The 23,862-nt window shown below is 63.4% G+C and carries 20 protein-coding genes; 13 read left to right on the top strand and 7 right to left on the bottom strand.

Annotation, left to right across the window (positions count from 1 at the left end; translation table 11 throughout):
* Window positions 1-32: 32 nt before the first annotated feature.
* Both ET524_RS01830 and ET524_RS01825 read left to right on the top strand, forming a co-directional pair.
* Window positions 33-1,928 carry a DEAD/DEAH box helicase gene (locus tag ET524_RS01830; RefSeq protein WP_129423099.1) on the top strand — a complete coding sequence of 632 codons (1,896 nt, stop codon included), beginning with the start codon at window positions 33-35 and terminating at the stop codon, window positions 1,926-1,928.
* 70 nt (window positions 1,929-1,998) lie between these two features.
* On the top strand, window positions 1,999-3,702 hold the full coding sequence (locus ET524_RS01825) for a DUF262 domain-containing protein (protein ID WP_101677769.1): 1,704 nt from the start codon (window positions 1,999-2,001) through the stop codon (window positions 3,700-3,702).
* Between the two features lie 3 nt (window positions 3,703-3,705).
* Here ET524_RS01825 and ET524_RS01820 read toward each other — a convergent pair whose 3' ends face one another.
* The 3 genes from ET524_RS01820 to ET524_RS01810 are packed head-to-tail and all read right to left on the bottom strand — an operon-like array spanning window position 3,706 to window position 5,412.
* Window positions 3,706-4,131 (bottom strand): plasmid mobilization protein, encoded by a 426-nt coding sequence (locus tag ET524_RS01820; protein ID WP_099432718.1) that lies wholly within the window; start codon window positions 4,129-4,131, stop codon window positions 3,706-3,708.
* A gap of 5 nt (window positions 4,132-4,136) precedes the next feature.
* Window positions 4,137-5,207 (bottom strand): site-specific integrase, encoded by a 1,071-nt coding sequence (locus ET524_RS01815; protein WP_101677768.1) that lies wholly within the window; start codon window positions 5,205-5,207, stop codon window positions 4,137-4,139.
* A 1-nt stretch (window position 5,208) separates the two neighbouring features.
* Window positions 5,209-5,412, bottom strand: coding sequence for a hypothetical protein (locus ET524_RS01810; RefSeq protein WP_006681531.1), 204 nt, complete (start codon window positions 5,410-5,412; stop codon window positions 5,209-5,211).
* A 140-nt stretch (window positions 5,413-5,552) separates the two neighbouring features.
* On the opposite strand from ET524_RS01810, the gene ET524_RS01805 reads away from it, so the two are divergent.
* Complete coding sequence (locus ET524_RS01805) at window positions 5,553-5,966, top strand: helix-turn-helix domain-containing protein (RefSeq protein ID WP_129423098.1); 414 nt, start codon at window positions 5,553-5,555, stop codon at window positions 5,964-5,966.
* Between the two features lie 617 nt (window positions 5,967-6,583).
* Here the strand turns inward: ET524_RS01805 and guaA are convergent.
* Window positions 6,584-8,176: a glutamine-hydrolyzing GMP synthase gene (gene guaA, locus ET524_RS01800; RefSeq protein ID WP_236648231.1), complete on the bottom strand. Its 1,593-nt coding sequence runs from the start codon at window positions 8,174-8,176 to the stop codon at window positions 6,584-6,586.
* Window positions 8,177-8,700: 524 nt separating this feature from the next.
* On the opposite strand from guaA, the gene ET524_RS01795 reads away from it, so the two are divergent.
* From ET524_RS01795 to aroF, 3 genes are all read left to right on the top strand, one after another.
* The gene (locus tag ET524_RS01795; RefSeq protein WP_129423096.1) at window positions 8,701-9,681 is read left to right on the top strand and encodes an undecaprenyl-diphosphate phosphatase; all 981 of its coding nucleotides are present in this window, start codon (window positions 8,701-8,703) and stop codon (window positions 9,679-9,681) included.
* 184 nt (window positions 9,682-9,865) lie between these two features.
* Complete coding sequence (locus tag ET524_RS01790; protein ID WP_129423095.1) at window positions 9,866-10,147, top strand: chorismate mutase; 282 nt, start codon at window positions 9,866-9,868, stop codon at window positions 10,145-10,147.
* Window positions 10,144-10,947 (top strand): 3-deoxy-7-phosphoheptulonate synthase, encoded by an 804-nt coding sequence (gene aroF / locus ET524_RS01785; protein WP_129423094.1) that lies wholly within the window; start codon window positions 10,144-10,146, stop codon window positions 10,945-10,947. Before ET524_RS01790 ends, aroF begins: the two co-directional genes overlap by 4 nt.
* A gap of 149 nt (window positions 10,948-11,096) precedes the next feature.
* Here aroF and ET524_RS01780 read toward each other — a convergent pair whose 3' ends face one another.
* Window positions 11,097-11,393, bottom strand: coding sequence for an EFR1 family ferrodoxin (locus tag ET524_RS01780; protein WP_129423093.1), 297 nt, complete (start codon window positions 11,391-11,393; stop codon window positions 11,097-11,099).
* Between the two features lie 417 nt (window positions 11,394-11,810).
* Between ET524_RS01780 and ET524_RS01775 the strand changes: the two genes are divergently transcribed.
* A complete protein-coding gene (locus tag ET524_RS01775) occupies window positions 11,811-14,396 on the top strand; it encodes an ATP-dependent helicase (RefSeq protein WP_129423092.1) in 2,586 nt (861 codons plus the stop codon).
* Between the two features lie 48 nt (window positions 14,397-14,444).
* Here the strand turns inward: ET524_RS01775 and sdaAA are convergent, their stop codons facing one another.
* Window positions 14,445-16,073: an L-serine ammonia-lyase, iron-sulfur-dependent, subunit alpha gene (gene sdaAA, locus ET524_RS01770; RefSeq protein WP_129423091.1), complete on the bottom strand. Its 1,629-nt coding sequence runs from the start codon at window positions 16,071-16,073 to the stop codon at window positions 14,445-14,447.
* 318 nt (window positions 16,074-16,391) lie between these two features.
* Between sdaAA and ET524_RS01765 the strand changes: the two genes are divergently transcribed.
* Entirely contained in the window at window positions 16,392-17,330 is a 939-nt protein-coding gene (locus ET524_RS01765) for a manganese-dependent inorganic pyrophosphatase (RefSeq protein ID WP_129423090.1), read from the top strand.
* A 279-nt stretch (window positions 17,331-17,609) separates the two neighbouring features.
* On the opposite strand, the gene ET524_RS01760 is transcribed toward ET524_RS01765, so the two are convergent.
* Window positions 17,610-18,482 carry a LysR family transcriptional regulator gene (locus ET524_RS01760; RefSeq protein WP_129423089.1) on the bottom strand — a complete coding sequence of 291 codons (873 nt, stop codon included), beginning with the start codon at window positions 18,480-18,482 and terminating at the stop codon, window positions 17,610-17,612.
* A gap of 153 nt (window positions 18,483-18,635) precedes the next feature.
* Here ET524_RS01760 and ET524_RS01755 point away from each other — a divergent pair, with 153 nt between their 5' ends.
* From ET524_RS01755 to fusA, 5 genes are all read left to right on the top strand, one after another.
* Window positions 18,636-18,959, top strand: coding sequence for a hypothetical protein (locus ET524_RS01755; RefSeq protein ID WP_129423088.1), 324 nt, complete (start codon window positions 18,636-18,638; stop codon window positions 18,957-18,959).
* 339 nt (window positions 18,960-19,298) lie between these two features.
* Window positions 19,299-20,411, top strand: coding sequence for a M20/M25/M40 family metallo-hydrolase (locus tag ET524_RS01750; protein WP_129423087.1), 1,113 nt, complete (start codon window positions 19,299-19,301; stop codon window positions 20,409-20,411).
* A 371-nt stretch (window positions 20,412-20,782) separates the two neighbouring features.
* Window positions 20,783-21,154, top strand: coding sequence for a 30S ribosomal protein S12 (rpsL, locus tag ET524_RS01745; protein ID WP_129423086.1), 372 nt, complete (start codon window positions 20,783-20,785; stop codon window positions 21,152-21,154).
* A 118-nt stretch (window positions 21,155-21,272) separates the two neighbouring features.
* Entirely contained in the window at window positions 21,273-21,743 is a 471-nt protein-coding gene (rpsG, locus tag ET524_RS01740; protein WP_129423085.1) for a 30S ribosomal protein S7, read from the top strand.
* Window positions 21,744-21,756: 13 nt separating this feature from the next.
* Window positions 21,757-23,862 carry an elongation factor G gene (gene fusA, locus ET524_RS01735; protein WP_129423084.1) on the top strand — a complete coding sequence of 702 codons (2,106 nt, stop codon included), beginning with the start codon at window positions 21,757-21,759 and terminating at the stop codon, window positions 23,860-23,862.

Genomic DNA, 23,862 nt, shown 5'->3' with positions numbered 1-23,862 from the left:
CCGTCGTCTGCTACGACGAGGCGCGCCCCGGCATGTACCTGCGCATCGAGGGGCAAGACATCGCCTCGTTCATGGCCTCGGCCGCATGGCGCGCCTGGCTGTACTACCCGGCGAGCGCCGTCGACGGCACCGATCGCGACCGCATCCTACTCGACGGCGGCATGGGCCTTCGCGAGTGCCAGGACATGCTCGAGGCGATCATGGAGGCCGACGGCCACGGCGTCGAGGTCGCGGTTGACCCGAGCTTCGGCGCCTTCGTGAACGCCGGCGAGACCTACATCCGCGAGCGCTCCGAGGTGGGGTTGGCCATCAAGGCGCAGACCGCCGAGGGCATCGCCGACGACCCCCAGCTGGGGCCGCGCTTCCGGGAGTTCCGCGACGTAGTGAACGCCTCGATGGTGCGTCCCCTGCGCGACCGGCAGATGCTCGACGCCTTCTTCATGGCGACGGTTGGGCGCGCGGCCGACTTCTCGGTGCCCGGCGCCGGCAAGACCGCGACGGTGCTCGGCGTGTTCGCCTACCTTCGCCATTTGGGGCTCGCGCGCCGCATCGTGGTGGTTTGCCCCAAGAACGGCTTCGAGTCGTGGGAGAAGGAGTGGGTCGCCACCTTCGGGGATAAGCTGCCTTTGAGCTGCTTCTCGCTGGGAGACCCCGCCATAGCGGCGATGTCGACCGAGCGCAGGCGCAACGCGCTGTCGCTCGACAGCGGCGCGTGCAACCTGTTCACGTTCAACTACGAGTCGCTCTCGGGCTACGTGCGGGAGCTGCATGCCATCATCCCCGACCAGACCCTGCTCGTCTTCGACGAGGTGCACCGGGTGAAGGCCATCGGCGGCAGGCGCGCGGAAGCCGCGCTCGAGGCGGCCGACGGCGCGAAGTTCGTGATCGCCCTTACGGGAACGCCCATCCCGAACACCTACCAGGACATCTACAACCTGCTGCACATCCTGTACCCCGAGGACTACGACACGTTCTTCGGCTACGAGCCGGGCGAGCTCCGCGCGCCCGATGCGGACCTCCAGGCAAGCCTCAACGACAGCCTGGCGCCCTTCTTCTGCCGAACGAACAAGGACGAGCTCGGCGTGCCGCGCCCGGAGCCCGACGAGATCGTGGAGGTCGAGGCGACGCCCGATGAGGACACATTGCTGCGAGTCCTGTACGCGTCTTGCCCCAACGCGCTCGCGAGGATCATACGCACCCTGCAGCTCGAGAGCGACCCCGAGATGCTCTGCTCTGCAGTGGACCCAGGCGACCTCGAGTACGTGCTCGACCAGGTCGGCGATGACTACTCGGATATCGACTACGTCGACTTCTCGCAGACGTTCTACGAGGCCATCGAGCGAAGCCGCCCGAGCTCGAAGCTCGTGGCGTGCGAGCGGCTCGTGGAGCGCATCGTCGCCGAAGGCCGCCCCGTCATAGTATGGTGCATCTTCGTACGCAGCATCAGCAACCTCCGCCGCGACCTCGCCGCCATGGGGATTCCGGCAGAGGCGATCTACGGCGCCACGCCACAGGAAGAGAGACGCGAGATTCTGGACGACTTCCGCGCGGGGCGCTTCAGGGTGCTCGTGACCAACCCGCAGACGCTTGCCGAGTCGGTCTCTCTGCACAGCGTCTGCCACGACGCGGTGTATTTCGAGTACAGCTACAACTTGGTGCACCTGCTGCAGTCAAAGGACCGCATACACCGTCTGGGCCTGCCCGACGACCAGAAGACGCGCTACTACTTCATGCGCGAGAAGTTCATGCGCGACGGCAGGGAGCTATCCCTCGACGCCGTGATCTACGACCGCTTGAAGGAGAAGGAGCAGACGATGCTCGACGCCATCGACCGCGGCTGCCTTGAGGGCGGCTACCTCGATGACGAGGACCTGCGTATCGTCTTCGAGCGCCTGCTGGGAGAAGATGCCAAGAGCCTGGAATACTAAGAGGCCGAACGGCGCACTGACGATATTGGCTCATAAGTAACAACTGCGAAGGAAAGATAGGGCTTTAAGGATGGATGCAGGAAAATCTACGATAAGCGGCGTGTTCAACGGATCGCGCCTGCTCGAAATACCTTTCTACCAAAGGGCGTACGTCTGGGGAGAAGAGCAATGGGAGCGCTTCCTCGGCGACATGGAGTTCGTCACGGCTTCGAAGCGACCTTATTTCCTGGGCTCGATCATCCTGAAGCAAGCCTCCTCCGGCAACACTTGGTCCGAGGTGTCCGAGGTTCGCACAGTCATCGACGGCCAGCAGCGCCTCACGACCATGGTCATCTTCTTCAAGGCACTCTGCGCGAGAATCGACGCCGATAGGCTGTTCGAGCGAGATTTCGTCCTGGAGACCGGCGAAGTCGCCTTGAGACATGGCAAGTACGACCGGCAGGATTTCGAGAAGGTCGTCAGCGCCACGGGCTGCGAGCCTGTCGAGGGCTCCTCGTCCATCGTCCTTGCCTACAACTATTTCCTCAAGAACATCGACCCAGAGAAGGTCGACAGGAACACGATCAAGTCGAACGTCCAGTTCGTCTGCATCGATCTCACCGAGGGCGAGGACGAGCAGCAGATATTCGACACCATCAACTCGCTCGGGGTGCGCCTGACGACGGCGGAGCTCCTCAAGAACTACTTCTTCAACCGCGAGAACGAGCAGGCGTTCAAGGAGTGCTGGGAGGACGTCTTCGAACCCACGGCGGAGAAGAGGGAGTATTGGGAGCAGGAGGTCGTTACCGGGCGCATCAAGCGCACGCTCGTCGACCTGTTCTTCGACGCGTTCCTCCAGATCCTGGTTCAGGACAAGAAGCGCGGCGTCACGACCGAGGACAAGCTCTTCTATTCGCGCACGTCCAACCTCTTCCAGTCCTACAAGGACTTCATCGGCAGGTACTGCAACGGAGACAAGGACGAGATCCTCGACAGCATGAAGGCGTATGCCGAGGTGTTCGAGTCCACGTTCGACCCCGGCTACTGCGACGCGGACATCCCCTCCGCTCCCGGCGTCGAGCGCCTGAACGTGCTGATATTCGGCCTCAAGAACTCGACGCTCATCCCGTACGTGCTCTACGTTCGCAAGAACGCGGAGTCTTCGGGCGAGGAATCCGAGGTCTTCGCCCTGCTTGAGAGCTACATCGTCCGCCGAACGCTGGTTCAGGCGACCACGAAGAACTACAACAGGCTGTTCACCTCGCTGATCCTGAACGAGGTGAAGGACGCGGAGACGCTGAGGAAGGCTCTTGAAGCAAACGAAGAGGCGACGACGTACATGCCCGGCGATGACGAGGTTCGAAGGGCGTTCGAGGAATCGTGTCTGTACAACCTTCAGTCCAAGGGCGTTCTCTATCTGCTGGAAAGCGCCATTCGCCCAGGCATGAGCAGCACGGCCCTGCTCGGGTTCAACCAGTACACCCTCGAACACATGATGCCCAAGAAGTGGCGCAACAAATGGGGAGCCCTCGACGATGAGGCTGCCACGCGAAGGGACAGGAAGCTCCTCACGCTCGGCAACCTCGCCATCATCACGCATTCGCTCAACGCCTCCATCCGCGATGCCGATTGGCCCACCAAGAAGCAGGGAAAGGGATACAAGGACGGTCTTGCCCTCTGCGCCGCCGGCCTTGCGACCATGGCCGGCGCCCTGGAGAAGGAGTCTTGGGACGAGGGCGATATCGCCGATCGCGCCGAATGGCTTGCGGACAAGGCGTTGGAGGTCTGGCGTTAAACCTTACATGCGCCCCATCTCGAAGATGCTTGCGGTGTCGGAGCCCGCATCCATGACGGATGTTGTCGGCTCTTCCAAATGCGAGGTTTGCGGTGGCGCTTCCGTCACTGGTGCCTCAACCCCCTCGCCGAGCGCCAGGAAGAACCTCATCACGAGCTCGATCCTCTGCTGCAGGGACTCGCTCAGCTCGCCGTAGGAGGCCGCCAGCCGTACTTCCTTGGACAACTCCGCCATCGAGTCCTTCAACGCCTTCTGCACGCTTACAGAGGGCCTCACCTCGACCTGGGTATCGGTGAGCTTGGCGATGATGTAGTCCTGCCTGCTCATGCCGCTCCAGGCTGCCATCTCGCATATGAGCTTGTGCTCCTCGGGCGTGCAGCGAAACGCCATCGTCTTGCTGCGCTTGCGGGCGCTGTTCTCGCACGGCATCTTGCTTACCCCCTCGCTCCATCGAGCGCGGCGGCCATCTCGTCCTGCTTCGTGGGGAACAGGTGCGCGTAGCGGTAGGTGATGTCCACCGCCTCGTGGCCCATGCGCTCGGCGATGGCCAGCGCGGAGAAGCCCATCTCGATCAGCAGGCTCACGTGGCTGTGGCGTATGTCGTGTATGCGGATGCGCTTCACGCCCGACGCCTTGCACCCGCGCTCCATCTCGTGGGCCAGGAAGTGCTTGGTCACGGCGAACAGGCGCTCGTCGGGGGCGACGTCGTCGCGCATCTCGATGAAGTCCGCCATCTCGTCGCGAAGGAAGGCGGGCATGACGATCGTGCGCACGGACTTGGGCGTCTTGGGGTCGGTCACGGTGTCCACGCCGTGGAGGCTCTGGTACGACTTGTTGATGCGCAGCCGCGAGCTATCCAGCATGAAGTCGGACGGCGTGAGCGCCAGGAGCTCGCCGCAGCGTATGCCCGTCCAGTACAGCAGCTCGAAGGCGTGGAACGACAGCGGCTTGTCCATGACCGCCTCGCTGAACCTCAGGTACTCGTCCTTGGTCCAGAACTGCATCTCGCCGCCCTTCTTCGAGCCTATCTTGTCGACCCTGCGCACCGGGTTGTCGGTGAGGCCGTAGTAGCGCTCGGCGTGGTTGAAGATGGCGTTCAGTTGGTTGTTCACCGTGCGCAGGTACGTCGGCGCCCAGGGCTTCCCGTCGGCGTCCCGGTGCTCGGTGAGCTCGTTTTGCCACCTGATGAGGTCGATCGGCCTCACGTCGCACATGCGCATGTCTCCGAAGAACGGCACGAGCTTGTCGTTGATGATGTACTCCTTGGTGATCCACGTGTGCTCGCGTACGCGCGGCTTCACCTCGGAGGCGTACACCTCGACGAACTCGGAGAACGTCATGTCCATGGCCCCGCCGTTAAGGCTCTTGAACTGGCTCTCCCACACTGCGGCCTCCACCTCGGAGGAGAAGCCGCGCTTCGTCTTGTGGCGCTTCGAGCCGCGGGCGTCGCGGTAGTAGCACTGCACGTAGAACGTGCCGTTGTTGCCATCCTTGTACACGGGCATGTCAGTCCACCTCCGGGAAGTACAGGGCGTCGAAGACGTCGCTCCGGACGCGTCCGCGGATAACCACGCGCCCGCGCGCCTCCTGCTCGGCGTTTATCTTCCTGATCACCTCGTAGGCGCTGCCTTTCTTGATCCTCAGCAGCTCCGCGACCTCGTCGGCGTCCAGCATGTGCGGCCTCGGCGTCTTCGCCACCTTCTCGTCCATGGCTCCTCCAATCAATGGCGTACGAATACGTACGGTTTACAGATTCAGAGTAAACGTACGTATCTGTACTGTCAATAGAATTGCGTACATTTACGTACGCTGATAAGATGTGCTGATACGTAATTCCAGGAGGAGGGCGCATGTCCGTAGGCAAAAACATAAGGCGGTACCGCAAGTCGCGCGGCATGACGCAGGCTCAACTCGCCGAGGCCGTCGGCCTGACCGAGGGGGCCGTGCGCCACTACGAGAGCGGCATCCGCGCCGTCAAGCCCGAGCTGCTCGAGTCCATCTCCGCGGCGCTCGGCGTGTCCGTCAACGCCCTCAAGGACTATGGCGTCGAGACCGCGGGCGACCTCATGTCGCTGCTCGTGCGGCTCGAGGACTCGTTCGGCATCGTTCCCTCCGCCGACGGCACGGGCCTCTCCCTGAACCCCAAGGCTCCGCACGCGCCCAAAGCCGCGACGGCGATCGAGCTGTGGGCAGAGAAGCGCGCGCAGCTCGAGAACGGCGAGATCGACGCCGACGAATACGAGGACTGGAAAGCCTCGCTGTAGCGGCTCCCCGCATTTCGCAACCAGCGCAACCGAATCAGGACGCCAAGCTAGGCGGTGAGCGCCGCTCACGCCTGCGTATGTTGAGTTTTTACTCCCCATTGCATGCAAAGGCATTTTCGGCGCACCTGGGGAGTAAATGACGCGGTGGCTTACATGGCGGCACACGGCGGTACCCCGCGGCATTTCCCCTGATTACTCCCGCTTTCCTTGAGACGGTGAGATTCTTTACTCCCCATTAACGACCTGGGAAAACGCCGCACAGAGACCGTCAAAAGGCCTATTGAGTTCGATTTGAGTTTCAAAGGACCTAAAACGGCCCCTTTTCGTTCTCGGGGACAAAAATCGCGCGTCTACTCACTCGGGATAAATCCTTACTCCCATTCCTCCGAATACCGCCCCGTGCCTTGCCGTCTCGAAACACGGGGAGTAAATCGCGAAATTGCAGGTGAAAGGGAGTAAATAGCCAAAGAAAAAGCCTCCGTTCCGACGCGGGAACAGAGGCTCGATAATCGGATTTACTCACCAATGTCGCTGGCGGCTTTGCCGTGACTCTCGTACAAAACGAAACTCAGCAGCACAGTGCGGCACTCAAAAATACAGGTCAGAACCCTGTCAGACTACTCCCACTCAATCGTCGCGGGGGGCTTGGGGGTGATGTCGTAGCACACGCGGTTGGCGCCAGGCACCTCGGCCACGATGCGGCTGGAGATCTTCGCCAGCAGATCGTAGGGCAGCTTCGCCCAGTCGGCGGTCATGGCGTCGGAGCTTTCCACGGCGCGCAGGATGATGGGGCGCTGGTAGGTGCGCTCATCGCCCATGACGCCCACCGACTTGATGTCGGGCAGCACGGCGAAATACTGCCAGCAGCTGTGCTCGGAATTGCGCTCGCCGGTTTCCTCGAACAGGCGCTGGTTGTACGCGTCAAGCTCCTCGCGCACGATGGCGTCGGCGTTCTTCAAGATCTCAAGCTTCTCAGGGGAAACCGCGCCGATGATGCGGATGGCCAGGCCAGGGCCGGGGAACGGCTGGCGATGCACGATGTGATCGGGCAGGCCCAGCGCCGTGCCCAGCGCGCGCACCTCGTCCTTGAAGAAGTGGTCAAGCGGCTCGATCAGATCGAAATGCACGCCCTCGGGGAACGGGATGAGGTTGTGGTGGCTTTTGATAGTTGCCGCCTTGCCGCCCGTCTTGCGCGCGCCGGACTCGATGATGTCGGGGTAGATGGTGCCCTGGGCCAGGTACTTCACGCCGTCGAGCTGCTGGGCCACGGTGAAGAACTCCTCCCAGAACTGCGTGCCGATGATGCGGCGCTTCTGCTCGGGGTCGGTGACGCCGTCGAGCAGCTTGGCGTAGCGCTCTTCGGCGTGAACGTGGATGAAGTCGACGTCGAACTGCTTGGTGAACACGTCCTCGACCTGCTCGGGCTCGCCCTTGCGCAGCAGGCCGTGGTTGACGAACACGCAGGTCATCTGCTTGCCGACGGCGCGAGCGCCCAGCGCGGCCACCACGGAGGAGTCGACGCCGCCCGAAAGGGCCAGGATGACGCGGTCGGAGCCGACCTTCTCGCGGAAGTCGGCGGTCAGGGTTTCCACCAGGTTGTCCATGGTCCAGTTCGGCTCAAGGCCGCAGATGTCGAACAGGAAGTTCTTGAGCATCTGGTTGCCGAACTGGGTGTGCTTGACCTCGGGGTGGAACTGCGTGGTGTAGATCTTGCGCTCGGGGCACTCCATGGCGGCCACGGGGCACACGTCGGTGGAGGCGACTACGGAAAAGCCTGAGGGAACGTCCTTCACGGCATCGAAATGGCTCATCCACACGGTTTGATCGGCCGGCGTGCCCTTGAACAGCGCGCCGCCGGAGACGTGCAGCTCGGCGGGGCCGTATTCGCCCACCTCGGGATGGTACACGCTGCCGCCCAAGGTGACGGAGGTCACCTGATGGCCGTAGCAAAAGCCCAGGATCGGCACGCCCAGCTCGTAGATGGCAGGGTCGACGCGCGGCGCGTCCTCGGCGTTGACGGAGGCCGGGCCGCCGGACAGGATGATGGCTGCAGGCGCCATCTCGCGCACCTCGTCGGCGGTGATGTCGCACGGTACGATTTCGGAGTACACGTGCAAATCGCGCACGCGGCGGGCGATCAGCTGCCCGTATTGCGCGCCGAAGTCGAACACGGCGACTTTCTGGCTGGTGGTGGACGATGCGGTGCTCACAAGCGGCTCCTTTTCGGTTCTTATTGCGCTGCGCCGGCCGCGCACGCGGCCGCGCTTTCCCTTCGCATTTGCGTATTCGCCCATCTTACACGATAGCGGCAGGTGGCGGCTCGTTTCGCGCGCATCTTCAACACAACGCTATGACGGTTGTGGGCGGTTTGGCTGGATAGTGGCGCCGGTATGGGCGCCACCCCCTGCGTTGTGGGCGGTTTAGAAGGGGCGCTGCCGATCGAGATGGTCGAAAACCACCCACAACGCAGGGGGTGGCGTCATTTTTCGACCTTGCGGCCGCCTAAACCGCCCACAACGGGCAACCGCGGTGGTCACGGCGGGCCCGAATATCAAGCACACGTAAAATGTTCGTGCGCCTGGGCTGGTTTCCGCTGAAAAGCCTTCGGCGTGAGCGGCTTGCGCGCGACACTGGGAAGCCGCGATGCGCTCTTGCGGCCTGAAATCTTGCTCCGCGGCAACGCTGGGCGCCGCTTGCGGTTGTTGTCGCGTACGAAGCAAGCGAAAGGCGGAATATGATTATCGAAGCGCTGAAATCCCTGCTCATCGGCATTGTCGAGGGCGTTACCGAATGGCTGCCCATCTCATCGACGGGCCACATGATCATCGTCGACGACTTCGTGCAGCTGCAGGTGTCGCCGGAATTCCTCGCGCTGTTCCTCGTCGTCATCCAAATCGGCGCCATCCTGGCCGTGCTCACGTTGTACTTTCACAAGCTCAACCCGGTAAGCCCTCGCAAAACCGCAGATGAGAAGTGTGCAACGTGGCGTTTGTGGGGCATGGTTGCCATCGGTTGCATCCCGGCGGCCGTCATCGGCATCCTGTTCGACGACTGGGTGAACGCCCACTTCTACAATAAGGTGTGCGTGGCGGCCATGCTCATCCTGTACGGCGTGGTGTTCATCGTGCTCGAGCGCCGCAACCGTCGCCGCCTGGGCGAATGTCACCGCGCCATCGAGTCCGAGCGCGCGCAGCCCACCATGCCGCGCGGTCGCCACGCGCGCATGCAACCGCTTGCGGCCACGGCGGCATCTAGCGCCGACATCGAGGCCGATGCGGAGCGCCGCATGTTCCGCATCGCCGACGTCGACCACATCGACTGGAAAACGGCGCTGAAAATCGGCTGCTTCCAGGTGCTGGCCATCATCCCCGGCACGTCGCGTTCCGGCGCCACCATCATCGGCGGCATGCTGTGCGGCTGCAGCCGAACCGCGGCGGCCGAGTTCACGTTCTTCCTGGCCATCCCTATCATGTTCGGCTGGGGCCTGGTGAAATGCCTGAAGTTCGTGGCGGCCGGTCTGGTCATGACGCAAACCGAGATCGTCGTGCTCGTCGTCGGCATCGTCTCGGCGTTCGTTATGTCGGTCGTGTCCATCAAATTCCTCATGGGCTACATCAAGCGCAACGACTTCACGGCGTTCGGCTGGTACCGCATCATTGTCGGCGTGCTGGTGCTCGGCGTGTTCGCCTTGCAGATGGCGGGCGTGCTGGCATAACGTCTGCCGCCACGCCCTGAAAAGTTCACCGACATATCTGGCGCGATATCCCCAGCTTGCCGGGCTCTTTTGCTATCATGTTTGCCACACGAGGGCCGCTTGTCGCGCAAGCGGCGCGCCGCAGCAGGGAAGCGGCGCGCGCGGCCATGCTCGTTACCACTTGCAAGTATGGAAGGAAAAGCCGATGTCTGATCAGAACAGCTCGTTCGAGCAGATCCAGGAACATCGTGCCAAGATCGACGAAATCGACCGTCAGATCGTCGCGCTGCTGAACAAGCGCGCCGGTCACTCGCTGGTCATTCGCGGTCTGAAGCCCGGTGCGCGTATGGGTCTGTATGACCCGAAGCGCGAGGAGGAGATTTTCGAGAAGGTTGACAGCTTCAACGAAGGGCCGCTCTATAACGACAACCTCCGCGAGATTTACAGCACTATCCTGAAGGTCATGAAGGAGACTCCGTCGGCATGAGCGAACAGCATATCGAAACGAAGCTGCCGGATTACGGCACCCGCACCGACGAGATCACCATCTACGCCGGTCCTTGCTCGGTAGAAAGCGAAGAGCAGTTCTTCGAAGTTGCCGAATGCATTCACGACCTGGGCCTTTCCTGGATTCGCGGTGGCGCCTACAAGCCGCGCACGAACCCGCACAGCTTCCAGGGCCTCGGCGAGGAAGCGCTGAAGATTATGAAGGCCGGCGGCGAGAAGTACGGCCTGAAAACGCTCACGGAAGTCATGGACTCCGAGCACTGCGAGCTGGTGCACTCCTACGTCGACGGCCTGCAGGTGGGCGCGCGCAACTTCCAGAATTTCAGCCTGCTGAAAAACATCGGCAAGGTCACGAAGGACTCGCGCAAGATGGTGTTGTTCAAGCGCGGTTTCGCGGGCACCATCGCCGAGTGGCTGGCCGCAACCGACTACATCACCATGGAGGGCAATGACAACGTCGTGCTATGCGAGCGCGGCCTGCGCACGTTCGAAACGGCCACGCGCTTCACGCTCGACATCTCCGCGGTGCCGGTTATCCACAAGCAAAGCCTGCTGCCCATCTGCGTCGACGTGTCGCACCCGGCTGGCGTGCGCGACCTGGTGCCGTCCTTGGCCCGCGCCGCGGTTGCCGTGGGCGCCGACTCCATCATGATCGAGGTGCATCCCAACCCGCCGGCGGCCCTGTCCGACGGCCCGCAGCAGCTGACTCCGGCCCAGTTCCGCGTGCTCGTCGAAGAGCTGCGCGAGATTGCGGCCGTGTTTGGCAAGAAGATCGTGTAGCGGCGTTTGCGGATAGCGCGCAGCGCGTTGCTTGCGAAGCATTTTTCGAAGGCGAATCGGATTCCCCGGTTCGCCTTCGTGCGTTTAGGGAGGGGTGGGGCGCCGGCTCTGCCGCGCGGCGTCGCCCTGCTTGCTCCTGCGGCCCGGATTTATTGTCGCGCGCCGTAGCTGATGGCGCGGGCGGGGCAGGCGCGCACGCATCCTAAGCACATAAGACATTCGGCATCGGGCCAGGTGGGGCGCTTGCCGTCCATCACGATGGCGCCGGCGGGGCAGATGCGCTCGCAGCGCCCGCACCCTACGCAGGCGTCGCTTATGGCGAAGTTTTGCGTGTCGAGCACGCGGTCAAGTTCAACGTGGCCCAGCAGCCCGTCGGTGCTGTTCGCTTTCGTCCACGCGCCCATGTTCGCCTCCTTCGCCTTGCGCTTTTGCCCGGTTTGCCGCATTTCGGCATCGATTATGGTACCGCATCGCTGTTGCTTTCGCGTTCGCTCTCGTTAAGGAAGCGTTGGGCGCATCGGCAATCGCTTCGCTCTTTGCGGAATCTGCGTTTACGTCGCTGTCCGGGCGGGCGCGGTATGGCTGCCTGTGCGGAGCATCGGGCCGCCGGCGCATCGCTCCTTCGCGCCCTTCGCCTGCGCTTTGGCCACCTATTGTCCTGCGAAAATAGAACACTATCTGCCTATGCTGTGCATGCGTGCGCCGCGGCCGTGAACCTGCTGCCAAGCTGCGCTAGAATCATACGTTGCGCTTCACGGCGCAACCATTGGAATCATCCCGTCGCCTTCGCCACCCGCGCGCCCTGCTAGCTCAGCTGCTGCGTAAGCCCGCGAGGCCGGCGGTTTAGCCCGAAGGAACCCCACATGCCCGTCGACATCACCACGCTCAACGGCCCGCAGCGCGCGGCCGTCGAATGCACCGAAGGCCCGCTGCTTGTGCTTGCAGGCGCCGGATCAGGTAAAACGCGCGTGCTCACGTACCGCATCGCGCACATCCTCGAAGACCTTGACGTGGCGCCGTGGGAAATTTTGGCCATCACGTTCACGAACAAGGCCGCCGCGGAAATGCGCGAACGTCTGCAAGGCCTGGTGGGGCCGCGCAGCCGCGGCATGTGGGTGTCCACGTTCCACAGCATGTGCGTGCGCATGCTGCGCGCCGACGCAGAGCTGCTGGGTTTCTCGAAAAGTTTCACCATCTACGACACCGACGACCAAAAGCGCCTGTACAAGGAAATCATGGCCGAGCTCGACATCGACCCGAAGCGCTTCCCCGTAAACGCGCTCATGAACCGCATTTCCACGGCGAAAAACGAGCTGAAGGCTCCCGGCGTGTTCGCCAAAGAGGCCAACGACCCGGTGGGCAAGGTGGCTGCGCGCGTGTACGAGCGGCTGCAGGAGCGCCTGAAGCAGGCGAACGCTTTCGACTTCGACGATTTGCTGCTGTACGCGTATCTGTTGCTCAAAAACCACCCCGAGGTGCTGGAGGCCTACCAACTGCGCTTCCGCTACATCATGGTGGACGAGTATCAGGACACGAACCACGCGCAGTACGAGATCACGCGCCTTTTGGCCGAGCAGCACGGCAACATCATGGTGGTCGGCGACGACGACCAGTCCATTTACAGCTGGCGCGGCGCTGACATCCGCAACATCCTCGACTTCGAGAAGGACTACCCGCGCTGCACCACCGTGAAGCTGGAGCAGAACTACCGCAGCGTCGGCAACGTGCTGGCCGCGGCGAACGCGGTCATCGCGAACAACCAGCATCGCAAGGCCAAAAAGCTGTTCACCGACCAGGAAGACGGCGAGAAAATCCACGTGTACATGGCCACTGACGAGCGCGACGAGGGCCGCTGGATTGCCGGCGAAATCGAGAAACAGCGCCAGAAGGGCCTCAGTTACAACCAGGTGGCGGTGTTCTACCGCACGAACGCGCAGTCGCGCATGCTTGAAGACATGCTGCTGCGCGCCGGCGTGCCGTACCGCATCGTCGGCGGCACGCGCTTCTTCGAGCGCGCCGAAATCCGCGACGTCATGGCGTACCTCACGCTGGTGGTGAACCCCGCCGACGACATCGCGGCCAAGCGGGTTATCAACACGCCGCGCCGCGGCATCGGCAAGTCCACCATCGAGCGCATCGAGCAGTTCGCGCGCGAAATGGGCATGACGTTTATGGAAGGCGCCGAGCTGGCCGCGGCCGACCCCGAGCTGCGCGCCTCCACGCGTCGCAGCGTGGGCGAGTTCGTGCAACTGGTGAAAGACGCGCAGTCGTATTCGGGCGATTTGCGCAAGCTCATCGAGGCCGTTATCGATAAGTCGGGCCTTATCGGCGCGCTGCAGGCCGAAAACACCGACGAGGCGCGCGGGCGCATCGAGAACATCCAAGAGTTCTTGTCGGTAGTCGACGAGTTCGTGGACACGCACGACGAGGAAGACGCCGACTACGCGGCGCCTCAGCATTCCGCCGTTCTACGAACGGCGGATGCGCTCGACGCTGCGGCTTCCCCTCGCACCCAATCCGCGGCTGCTGACGAAGGCTCGGGCATTGGGGAAACCCTCGCTGACTCTTCGCTGCCTATGGGTGGACAACTTGCGGATGACGCGCCGGTTGTAGTCGGTGTAACCGCTGGTGGGGAAGGTGTTGGTGAAGAGAAGGCGGCTGCTGCCGATGAGCCGGTGCGCGTGCTGCGCGGCGATTCGCTGGCCGACTTTTTGGAGTGGGTGCGCCTGCGTACCGACCTTGACACCATGGAAGACGACGGCCAGGCCGTCACCATGATGACCGTGCACGCCAGCAAGGGCTTGGAGTTCGACTGCGTGTTCGTGGCCGGCATGGAGGAGACGCTGTTCCCACACATGAACAGCGTCGGCGACGCGGCCGGCATCGAGGAGGAGCGCCGCTTGGCCTACGTTGCCATCACGCGCGCCCGCAAGGTGCTGTACCTCACGTGCGCCTACACGCGCCAGATTTTCGGCCAAACACAGTCGAATCCCGTGTCGCGCTTCGTGCACGAAATTCCCTCCGAGCTGCGCCAAACCATGGGCGTGGGCAGCCAGGGCTTCTCGGGCACCGGCTGGGAGAAGCGCGGCAGCCGCAAGGGCATATCCGGCAGCGGTGTGGAGGCCGGCGGCGGGCGCGTGTTCGGCCGATCAAGCGCCAGCATGCCTGGTGGGCGCTCCGACCGCGAGCGCCGCGAGGCGCGCACGGGTCGCATGGGCTCCGGCATGGGCTCGGGCCGCGCGGTTTCGGGAGCGTATGTGCGTCCGGGCGCCGAGAAGAAGGCGGCCGCGAAGATGACGTTTGCCGCCGGCGACATGGTGGACCACAAGACGTTCGGCCGCGGCAAAGTCACGAAAGTCGACGGCGACACCCTCTACGTCCGCTTCACCAAATCCGGCCAAACGAAAAAGCTTCTGAAAGATTACGCCCCCATCGTAAAAATCAACTAACAAACCAGCGCCCCTCGCAAATCACGAGGGGCGTTTTGCTTGTAACCTCTACTTTCCGCACATGTGGGATTCGCACCAGGTGCAGGCGTCGGGCGTGGCTGCCAGGCCGCCCAGGGCGCTTTCGCGTAACTCGAACGGCAGGCTGCGGCCAACCTTGTACATGGCCTCCACCGTTTGGTCGAACCCAACCAGGTTGCCGACGTTCGCCAGCGAAATCTGTGCGCTGACCAGTGCTGTTGCCGCACCTGATGCGTTGCGCTTCTGGCACGGCACCTCAACGAGGCCCGCCACGGGATCGCACACCAGCCCCATCATGTTCGTCAGCGCGTTGCCTGCCGCGTCCAGGCACTGCTCGGGTGTGCCACCTTCAAGCTCCACGGTCGCCGCCGCCGCCATGGCCGCGGCGCTGCCGATCTCGGCCTGGCAGCCGCCCTCGGCGCCGGCCACGGTGGCGTTGCGCGTGATCAGGTACCCCACGGCCGCCGCGCATCCCAGCGCACGCACCAGCTCGTCGTCCGTGAACCCCTTCGTGACTTGCAGCGACAGCAGCACGCCGGGGATAACGCCGGCCGAACCCGCCGTCGGCGCCGCCACGATGCGGCCCATGGACGCGTTCGTTTCCAGCACGGCCATGGCGTACGCCGCCGCCGACGATATGGGCTCGCCGCACACGTTGCGCGCATGCCGGCGCAGCTTCGCCATGCGCTGCGCCTCGCCGCCCAAAAGCCCGCCCATGGAATTCGCCGGCTCGTCAAGCGGCCCGAACGCAGCGTCCTTCATGACGCGCAGCACGCGCAAAAGGTACGCCTGCGTGCCGTCGGCGAACCCACGGCTTTCCTGAACGGCCTGCTCGCGGCGGAAGAACACCTCGGAAATGGAAGCTTTGCGTGCCCGGCACAGCTCCAAAAGCGCGCTTCCCGTGCCGAAATCCAGCGCCCGCAAATCCTCGAGCGCCCGCGCCTGCACGTCGGCATCAACCGGCGCCGGCGCCTCGCCGGCCACGGTGGCGGCGGGGATGACGCGGCAGCCGCGGATAAGCGGGTTAGCTATGATGGCCTCGCGCGCGTCTTCGCTGATGCTCTGGTCGGTTTCAAGCACGGTGTAGGCCACGTCGCCGCGCTGCTCGCGGTACATGCGCGCGGTAGCGATGTTCACGCCGTGCTCGCTCAAGCACGTGGCAATGTGCGCAAGCACGCCGGGCTCGTCGATCTGCTGCACCACGATGGAGTGGTTCTCGCCGGTGATGTACACGTCCACGCCGTCGATCTTGCGGATAACCGCCGCGCCGCCGCCCACGCTTTCGCCGCGCACGCACATGCGCGCGCCGTCGGCGCCGTCGATGACCATGTCGATGGTGTTGGGGTGCTCGTAGTCGTCCGAGTCGGGCAGGGGAGTGAACTCAAAATGAAGCCCCGCTTCGCGCGCGTGGGCAAATGAATTGCGAATGCGCAGGTCATCGGGCGAAAAGCCCAGCATGCCGGCCACAAGCGCCTTGTCGGTGCCGTGCCCGGTCAGCGTGTGCGCGAAGCTGCCAAGCAGGCGAAACTCCACGCGCCGCGGCAGGCTACCGGCCAGTTTGCGCGCCATGTACGCGATGCGCAGCGCACCAGCGGTGTGGCTGCTCGACGGCCCCACCATTACCGGCCCGATGATGTCGGTCAACCCCAGCGTTTCCATGGTCGCTCCTATTCTTCGCTGCAAGAAGGCGATGATGCGCCCGCGCCGAGAAACCTCGCCGCGCTCCAACGTCTTGCGAACACTATAGCCGCTCCCCGCCACTTCCACGCCTATGCGTTACATGAATTTACCGGCCCGGCCCGGTTCGCGGGTTTCTTGCCGCCGGCGGGTGCTCCTGGGCGTTTTGCGCTCGTTTCGCTCGCGTGCGCAAACGGGCAGTATAATAACGAGTTGGCCCCATGCGCTTGTCGCAGGGCCGCTTATGAGCAAGACGAAGGATGCGCCGACGGCGCGTCGGCGAAGGTAAGGAGCGATCACATGGCGGCACCCATTCTGGTGTTCGGTCACAAGAATCCCGACAACGATGCTATCAGCGCGGCTGTTGGCTACGCGTATCTGAAGAACGAGCTGGCGAAGCGCTACGGCGTCGACGCCACGTACGAGGCGGTCCGCCTGGGCGCGCTGCCGCCCGAGACCGAGTGGATCCTCGGCGAGCGCGGCATCGAGACCCCGCGCCTTATCGAGTCCGTGGAAGCCGGCCAGCAGGTCATCCTCGTCGACCACAACGAGGCGCTGCAGTCCGCCGACGGCCTTGACGCCGCCGAAATCCTGGAAATCGTCGACCATCACCGCCTTGGCGGCCTGGTCACGGCCCAGCCGCTGCGCTTCAACGCCCGCCCCGTCGGCTCCACCGCGGCCATCGTCGCGCGCGAGTTCGAGATTGAAGGCGTGGAGCTGCCGCAGTCCATCGCCGCGTTGCTGCTCGGTGCCATGCTCACCGACACCGTTATCATGAAGTCGCCCACCACCACCGACTTCGACCGCGACATCATCGCCCGCACGGCCGAGGCCGTCGGCGTGGACCCGGTGGAGTACGGCATGTCCATCTTCAAGTGCCGTTCCAACCCCGCCGAGCTGCCCGTCGACAAGCTGGTGAACGCCGATGCCAAGGAGTTCGAGCTTTCCAACGGCAACAAGGTCTACATCGGCCAGTACGAAACGGTCGACCTCAAGGCCGTGCTTGACCGCGAGCCTGAAATCCGCGAGGCCATCAAGGCGCTCGTGGCTGAGAAGGGCTACCAGTTCGTGCTGTTCTTCGCTACCGACATCCTGGCCGAAGGCAGCCAGTTCATCTGCGAAGGCGACACCGATTTTGTGAATCGCGCGTTCAACATCGACGTCACGGGCAAGTCCGTCTGGATGCCCGGCGTGCTGTCCCGCAAGAAGCAGGTCGCAGCCCCTATCCTGGCCCTGTAACCGATTTGCACCGGCATCATCGCGAAGGCCCCAGGCGCAAAGCCCGGGGCCTTCGTTCGTTTTAAGCAGGGGCAACAGCTATTGTGCACACTTTCGTGCTACGCCCATCCGGTCGCTGCGTGCGTTTCCCGGCTGGCAAGGTGCTTCCGAAAGATCGTTCGCGCGCCGTTGCGCATTTTGTGTAACCGAGGACAACCCGAACGCCCGCAGCAATCAATCGCCGCACAGCATCGACCATTCAATCGCGGCCCACACTCGTCAAGCAGCCGCACGCCGCCGTTATTCGCCTTCGCCGTTCATGCGCCTGCCTACGAAATCCAGCAGAAACGCGTGGAACTCGGCGGCCTTTTGCCCCAGCGGGCGCGCCGCCGCCTCCACCACGATATCGCGTGCGAAGCGCTCGTCGGCAATCGGCGCCAGCGCCACGTCCGCGCTCTCAAGCGCGCCCCAGCTGTGCTCGGGCCAAAACCCCACGCCAAGCCCCAGCGCTATGAACTTGCGCACCACATCGGGGCTGTCGGACTCGAACACCACGTTCGGCGCGAACCCCGCCTGCCTGCACAGCTCGTCGCACACGGCGCGAAACGCGCGCGTCCCCGCCAGCGCCACGAACGGCGCCCCCGCGAAATCCGCCAGCGCCACGCTGCCGCTTTCGCTCACATGCTCGCGCGGCACCGCCAAGCAGATGCGCTCCCGAAACGCGTGCGCACCCTTCGCGCCAACGGCGGCACCCGCCAGCACAGTCTTTACGCGCACGTCCCAGCGCGCCGCCGCATTCGCCTGGTTGATGACGAACGCCGTCTGCGGGCACGCCGCCCGAAACGCCGCGATGGCGTCGACCGTCATAAGCGTGGCGGCTTCCACGTCCACGCGCACCGTGTTGCGTTCGGCACCTTTGGCCTGCGCAATCACGTCGGGCACCTGCTCGAGCCCAGACAACAGCGGCGCGATATGATCCTCAAGCGCCTGCCCGCACGGCGTCAAGCGGATGTTGCGTCCTTGCCGCTCGAACAGCTTCGCGTCAAGCTCGCCCTCCAGCCGCCGGATGGCCTGCGTCAGCGCCGGCTGCGCCACGCCCAGCCGCTTCGCCGAATTCGTCATATGCTGCGTTTGCGCCACCTCGTGAAAATATCGCAGCTGCAAAAGCTCCATGCTTAGCCTCGCCCCTGTCGTGTTGCTCTGTGTCGATAACGCGAAGATTATCGAAAACGCTTAAATCATAACGTTAACAGTTCTACCATAACGAACCGCCGCGGGCATACGCCCACAGCGCACCTGCAGAATACCACCAAGGAGATGACGGAAATGGCAGAGGCACTCGAGGCGATCATGCTCATTTGCTTCGGGCTTTCGTGGCCGATGAACGCGTACAAGAACTTCAAGGCCCGCACGGCCGCGGGCACCAGCTGGCAGTTCATCCTGCTTATCACGCTCGGCTACTTCGCCGGCATTGCGGCGAAGTTCGTGTCGGGCACCATCAACTGGGTGCTTGCCGTGTACTTCATCAACGTGGTGTGCATCGCCGCGAACTGGGTGGTGTACTTCCGCAACCGCGCCATCGACGCCGAACGTGACCGCCTGCGCGGCGAGCAGGACGCTCAAGACGTCCAGGCCGCAGCTCGCGCATAGCGCGCAGGGCTTTTTGCGGAAGCTTATCGACCGCAATGCACTTGCGTGCTGGCATCATTGCGTTGCGAATCCCATCGGAATGCGCTTGCATATCTTTGCCGACCGCTTGCTTCCTTGTGGCCGCACGCGTTCATCTTCTGCGGAAGCTTGCCAGACGCAATTCGCTTATGTGCCGGCAGGTTTCAGTTGCATAGCCCATGCGGAATGCGCTTTACGCATCTTTGCCGGCCGCCCGCGCCCTTGCGCCTGCCCGCGCCCGATCTCACCATATAATAGGTAACGAAAACCAATGACCGAAAGCCGCCTTGCGCGGCTTTCGCTGTAGGAAACGGAGATGCCATGAAACCCGACCGCCTGTTGAACCTGTTTTGCGAGCTTGTGCGCATCGAAAGCCCGTCGCGGCACGAAAGCGCCATAGCCGCGCGGTGCCGCATCGAGCTGGAAGCCCTCGGCTTCACGGTGCACTTCGACGATTCCGCAGCCCAGACGGGCTCCGACACGGGCAACCTCATCGCGCGCCGCGCAGGCGACGTGCCGGGTGCGCTGGTGCTGTGCGGCCACATGGACACGGTGCAGCCGTGCGCGGGCATTGAGCCGGTGGTCGAAGACGGCGTCATTCGCTCGGCTGGTGACACTATCCTGTCCGCCGACGATAAAGCGGGCGTCGCGGGCATCTTCGAGGCCGTGCGCAGCCTGGTGGAAACAGGGGAGCAGCTGCCCGAGATCTGCGTGGTGCTGACCACGTGCGAAGAGCTGCACCTGCTTGGCTCCGGCGCGCTTGACGTCTCGGCGTTGCCGGCCGGCGCGCCCTGCTACGTGCTAGACGCCGACGGCGACCCGGGCACCATCATCCAGTCGGCGCCGTGCCACTGCACGTTCACGGCAACGTTTCACGGCCAGGCCGCCCACGCGGGTGTGGAGCCCGAGCGCGGCAACTCGGCGCTGCGCATGGCCGCGCAGGCCGTGTGCCACATGCCGCTCGGCCGCGTGTCGGCCCACACCACCGCAAACGTCGGCGTCATCGAGTGCGACGGCGCTACGAACGTCGTGCCCGCCACGTGTTGGCTGTCGGGGGAGTGCCGCTCCACGTCGGTTGAGCGCGCCCGCGCCGAGCGTGCGGCCATGGACGACGCCATGCGCACGGCGGCCGCCCAAGCTCACGGCAGCGTGGACATCCAGTGGCGCACCGATTACCTGCCCATTTCCTACGGTGAGCACGATTCGCTTGTGCAGAGTGTGGTTACCGCTGCGCGCGTTGCGGGCCTCACGCCGCGCCTGCACGCCTCGGGCGGCGGGGCGGACGCGAACATCCTTGCCGGGCGCGGCGTGCGCGCCATCACTCTGGCCACGGGCATGGCGAACTACCATTCGCGCGACGAGTACATCACGGTGGAAAACCTCGAAGGCACGGCGCGCTTGGTGGAGCAGCTCATCCTGGGCGCGCGCAAATAATACAGCTCGTCTATGTTTCCATCCCGGTTATCGCACAAGTCGCTGCGGTGTGCTGCCCATGAATCCACGCTTCCCTAAACCCCACCCACGGCGGCGAATAATATGCAACAACTTTTTCCGAATTTGTGTGCAAAACGTGGCTCACACGTCAAAAAAACCTTGTATGACCAGCCCAAACACAGTACAATAGCAATAGACACACCCGGGTGCGTGGCGTTTGACAGCCCCTATACCCGGTGTTAAAGTTCCAACTCGCGCCTGAAAAGGTGAAGGTCGTCGTGTGCGCATCAGCTGAACGCACACGAGTGGCCGACGAAGAAATGCGACGGCGGTCTCGTACGCCGTCGGAGGCAAGAGCGAAGGAGAAGATTTTGCCTACCATCAATCAGCTGGTCCGCAAGGGCCGCAAAACGGCTGCCGTGAAGTCGAAGACTCCGGCGCTGAAGGGCAACCCGCAGAAGCGTGGCGTGTGCACCCGCGTGTACACCACCACCCCCAAGAAGCCGAACTCGGCTCTGCGTAAGGTCTGCCGTGTCCGCCTGGTCAACGGTATGGAAGTTACCGCCTACATCCCGGGCGAGGGCCACAACCTGCAGGAGCACTCCATGGTGCTCATCCGCGGCGGCCGTGTTAAGGACCTTCCTGGTGTCCGTTACAAGGTCATCCGCGCCGCTCTCGACTGCGCTGCAGTTGACAAGCGCAAGCAGGCTCGCAGCCGCTACGGTGCCAAGCGCCCGAAATAAGTTCACCGCTAAGTCGCGCGGGCTGCAGAAACGCGTAACCGGAAGGGCCGGAAACGCGGCAGCCTAATGAGAGAAGGAAAGTCTCTTAGAAGCGCGCAGGAATAAGAAGGAGTTTTACATGCCGCGTCGTGCAGCAGCCGTCCGCCGTGAAGTTCAGCCGGACGCCGTCTACAACAACCGTCTTGTCACCCAGCTGATTAACAAGATCCTGCTGGACGGCAAGAAGTCCACCGCCGAGGGCATCGTCTACGGTGCTTTCGAGCTGGTTCAGGCCAAGACGGGCGAAGATCCGCTGGCCGTCTTCAAGAAGGCTATGGACAATGTCCGCCCCACGCTCGAAGTCAAGCCGAAGCGTGTCGGCGGCGCCACCTACCAGGTGCCCATGGAAGTCAACTCCCGTCGCGCCACCACGCTGGCCATCCGCTGGATCGTCGACTTCTCCCGTAAGCGCAAGGAGCACACCATGAAGCAGCGCCTGGCCGCTGAGATCATGGACGCCGCCGAGAACACCGGCGCATCCGTGAAGAAGCGCGAGGACCTGTACAAGATGGCCGAGTCCAACCGTGCGTTCTCGCACTACCGCTTCTAGGGCGTGACGGAACATGGCTAAGACTAACGACCTGAAGCTCACCCGTAACTTCGGCATCATGGCCCACATCGATGCCGGTAAGACCACTACTACTGAGCGCATCCTGTACTACACGGGCAAGACCCACAAGATCGGCGAGGTGCATGACGGCGCCGCGACGATGGACTGGATGGTTCAGGAGCAGGAGCGTGGCGTAACCATCACCGCCGCCGCTACCACCTGCTTCTGGAAGAAGGACGACGAGACGTACCGCTTCCAGATCATCGACACGCCCGGCCACGTGGACTTCACCGCCGAGGTTGAGCGCTCTCTGCGCGTTCTCGACGGTACCGTCGCCGTGTTCGACGCCGTTGCCGGCGTTCAGCCGCAGTCCGAGACCGTTTGGCGTCAGGCCGAGCGTTACGGCGTGCCGCGCATCGCGTTCATCAACAAGTACGACCGCGTTGGCGCTGACTTCGGCCACGCCATTCAGACCATGAAGGATCGTCTGGGCGCCAACGCCGTTGCCGCTCAGCTGCCCATGGGCGCTGAGGACAACTTCTGGGGCGTCATCGACCTGGTTACCATGACCGCATGGGACTTCAAGGCCGACGACAAGGGCATGACCTACCCCGAGCCTATGGATGCCATCCCGGCCGAGTTCGCTGACGAGGCCGAGCTTGCCCACCAGGAGCTCGTCGAAGCCGCCGCTGACTGCGACGACGACCTCATGGAGAAGGTCCTCATGGAGGAGGAAGTCTCCGTCGAGGAACTGAAGGCTGCTCTGCGCAAGGGCGTCATCTCCTGCAAGATCAACCCCGTGTTCGTGGGCTCCGCCTACAAGAACAAGGGCGTGCAGGAACTGCTCGACGCCGTTGTCGACTACCTGCCGGCCCCTATCGACGTTCCGGCCATCAAGGGCAGCAACCCCGAGACCGGCGAAGAGGACGAGCGTCCTTCCGACCCGAAGGCTCCGTTCAGCGCCCTGGCGTTCAAGATCATGACCGACCCGTTCGTGGGTAAGCTCACCTACCTGCGCGTGTACTCGGGCTCTCTGGATGCTGGCTCCTACGTGGTCAACGCCACGAAGGACAAGAAAGAGCGCATCGGCCGTCTGCTGCAGATGCACTCCAACCAGCGCGTCGACATCGACTCCTGCTCCGCAGGCGACATCGTTGCCGTCGTTGGCCTGAAGAACACCACCACCGGTGACACCCTGTGCGACGAGAACGCTCCCATCATCCTGGAGTCCATGGAATTCGCCGACCCGGTTATCGACATCGCCGTCGAGCCGAAGACGAAGGCCGACCAGACGAAGATGGAAATCGCGCTGCAGAAGCTGGCCGAGGAGGACCCGACGTTCCGCGTGTCCACCAACCATGAGACCGGCCAGACCATCATCGCCGGCATGGGCGAGCTGCACCTGGAGATCATCGTTGACCGCCTGATGCGCGAGTTCAAGGTCGAGGCAAACGTTGGTAAGCCGCAGGTTGCTTACCGCGAGCGTCCGGGCCACGAAGTGCTTAGCGCCGAGGGCAAGTTCGTCCGCCAGTCCGGCGGTCGCGGCCAGTACGGCCATGCGGTCATCAACATGTACCCGCAGGAGCCGGGCAAGGGTTACGAGTTCGAGAACAAGATCGTCGGCGGCGTCGTGCCGAAGGAATACATTCCTTCCATCGACAAGGGCATCCAGGAAGCCCTCAACACGGGCGTTCTGGCTGGCTACCCGGTCGAGGACGTGCGCGTCGAGCTCATCGACGGTTCTTACCACGACGTCGACTCTTCGGAAGCTGCCTTTAAGGTTGCCGGTTCCATGGCCATCAAGGACGCTCTGCGCAAGTCCGACCCAGTCATCCTCGAGCCTGTCATGGCCGTCGAGGTGGAAACGCCGGAGGAGTACACGGGCTTCGTCATGGGCGACATCCCGTCTCGCCGCGGTATGATCCAGGGTCAGGAGCAGCGCTCCGGTGCCGTCGCCATCTCTGCGAAGGTGCCGCTGGGCATGATGTTCGGTTACGCCACCGACCTGCGTTCCGGTACGCAGGGCCGCGCAACCTACACCATGCAGTTCGACTCTTATGAGCCGGTTCCCAAGAACGTCGCTGCAGAGATTATCAGCAAGGCCGGCGGCAACGCCTAA

Source organism: Senegalimassilia faecalis, assembly GCF_004135645.1.
In the GTDB taxonomy this organism is placed as follows: Bacteria; Actinomycetota; Coriobacteriia; order Coriobacteriales; family Eggerthellaceae; genus Senegalimassilia; species Senegalimassilia faecalis.
Note: the sequence above shows the minus strand (reverse complement) of the source record. Positions and strands in the feature narration are given on the sequence as shown.

Coding starts and splice junctions, on each gene's coding strand:
- ET524_RS01830 (WP_129423099.1), top strand. CDS start 33: ATGTACCTGCGCATCGAGGGGCAAGACATCGCCTCGTTCATGGCCTCG.
- ET524_RS01825 (WP_101677769.1), top strand. CDS start 1,999: ATGGATGCAGGAAAATCTACGATAAGCGGCGTGTTCAACGGATCGCGC.
- ET524_RS01820 (WP_099432718.1), bottom strand. CDS start 4,131: ATGCCGTGCGAGAACAGCGCCCGCAAGCGCAGCAAGACGATGGCGTTT.
- ET524_RS01815 (WP_101677768.1), bottom strand. CDS start 5,207: ATGCCCGTGTACAAGGATGGCAACAACGGCACGTTCTACGTGCAGTGC.
- ET524_RS01810 (WP_006681531.1), bottom strand. CDS start 5,412: ATGGACGAGAAGGTGGCGAAGACGCCGAGGCCGCACATGCTGGACGCC.
- ET524_RS01805 (WP_129423098.1), top strand. CDS start 5,553: ATGTCCGTAGGCAAAAACATAAGGCGGTACCGCAAGTCGCGCGGCATG.
- ET524_RS01795 (WP_129423096.1), top strand. CDS start 8,701: ATGATTATCGAAGCGCTGAAATCCCTGCTCATCGGCATTGTCGAGGGC.
- ET524_RS01790 (WP_129423095.1), top strand. CDS start 9,866: ATGTCTGATCAGAACAGCTCGTTCGAGCAGATCCAGGAACATCGTGCC.
- aroF (WP_129423094.1), top strand. CDS start 10,144: ATGAGCGAACAGCATATCGAAACGAAGCTGCCGGATTACGGCACCCGC.
- ET524_RS01780 (WP_129423093.1), bottom strand. CDS start 11,393: ATGCGGCAAACCGGGCAAAAGCGCAAGGCGAAGGAGGCGAACATGGGC.
- ET524_RS01775 (WP_129423092.1), top strand. CDS start 11,811: ATGCCCGTCGACATCACCACGCTCAACGGCCCGCAGCGCGCGGCCGTC.
- sdaAA (WP_129423091.1), bottom strand. CDS start 16,073: ATGGAAACGCTGGGGTTGACCGACATCATCGGGCCGGTAATGGTGGGG.
- ET524_RS01765 (WP_129423090.1), top strand. CDS start 16,392: ATGGCGGCACCCATTCTGGTGTTCGGTCACAAGAATCCCGACAACGAT.
- ET524_RS01760 (WP_129423089.1), bottom strand. CDS start 18,482: ATGGAGCTTTTGCAGCTGCGATATTTTCACGAGGTGGCGCAAACGCAG.
- ET524_RS01755 (WP_129423088.1), top strand. CDS start 18,636: ATGGCAGAGGCACTCGAGGCGATCATGCTCATTTGCTTCGGGCTTTCG.
- ET524_RS01750 (WP_129423087.1), top strand. CDS start 19,299: ATGAAACCCGACCGCCTGTTGAACCTGTTTTGCGAGCTTGTGCGCATC.
- rpsG (WP_129423085.1), top strand. CDS start 21,273: ATGCCGCGTCGTGCAGCAGCCGTCCGCCGTGAAGTTCAGCCGGACGCC.
- fusA (WP_129423084.1), top strand. CDS start 21,757: ATGGCTAAGACTAACGACCTGAAGCTCACCCGTAACTTCGGCATCATG.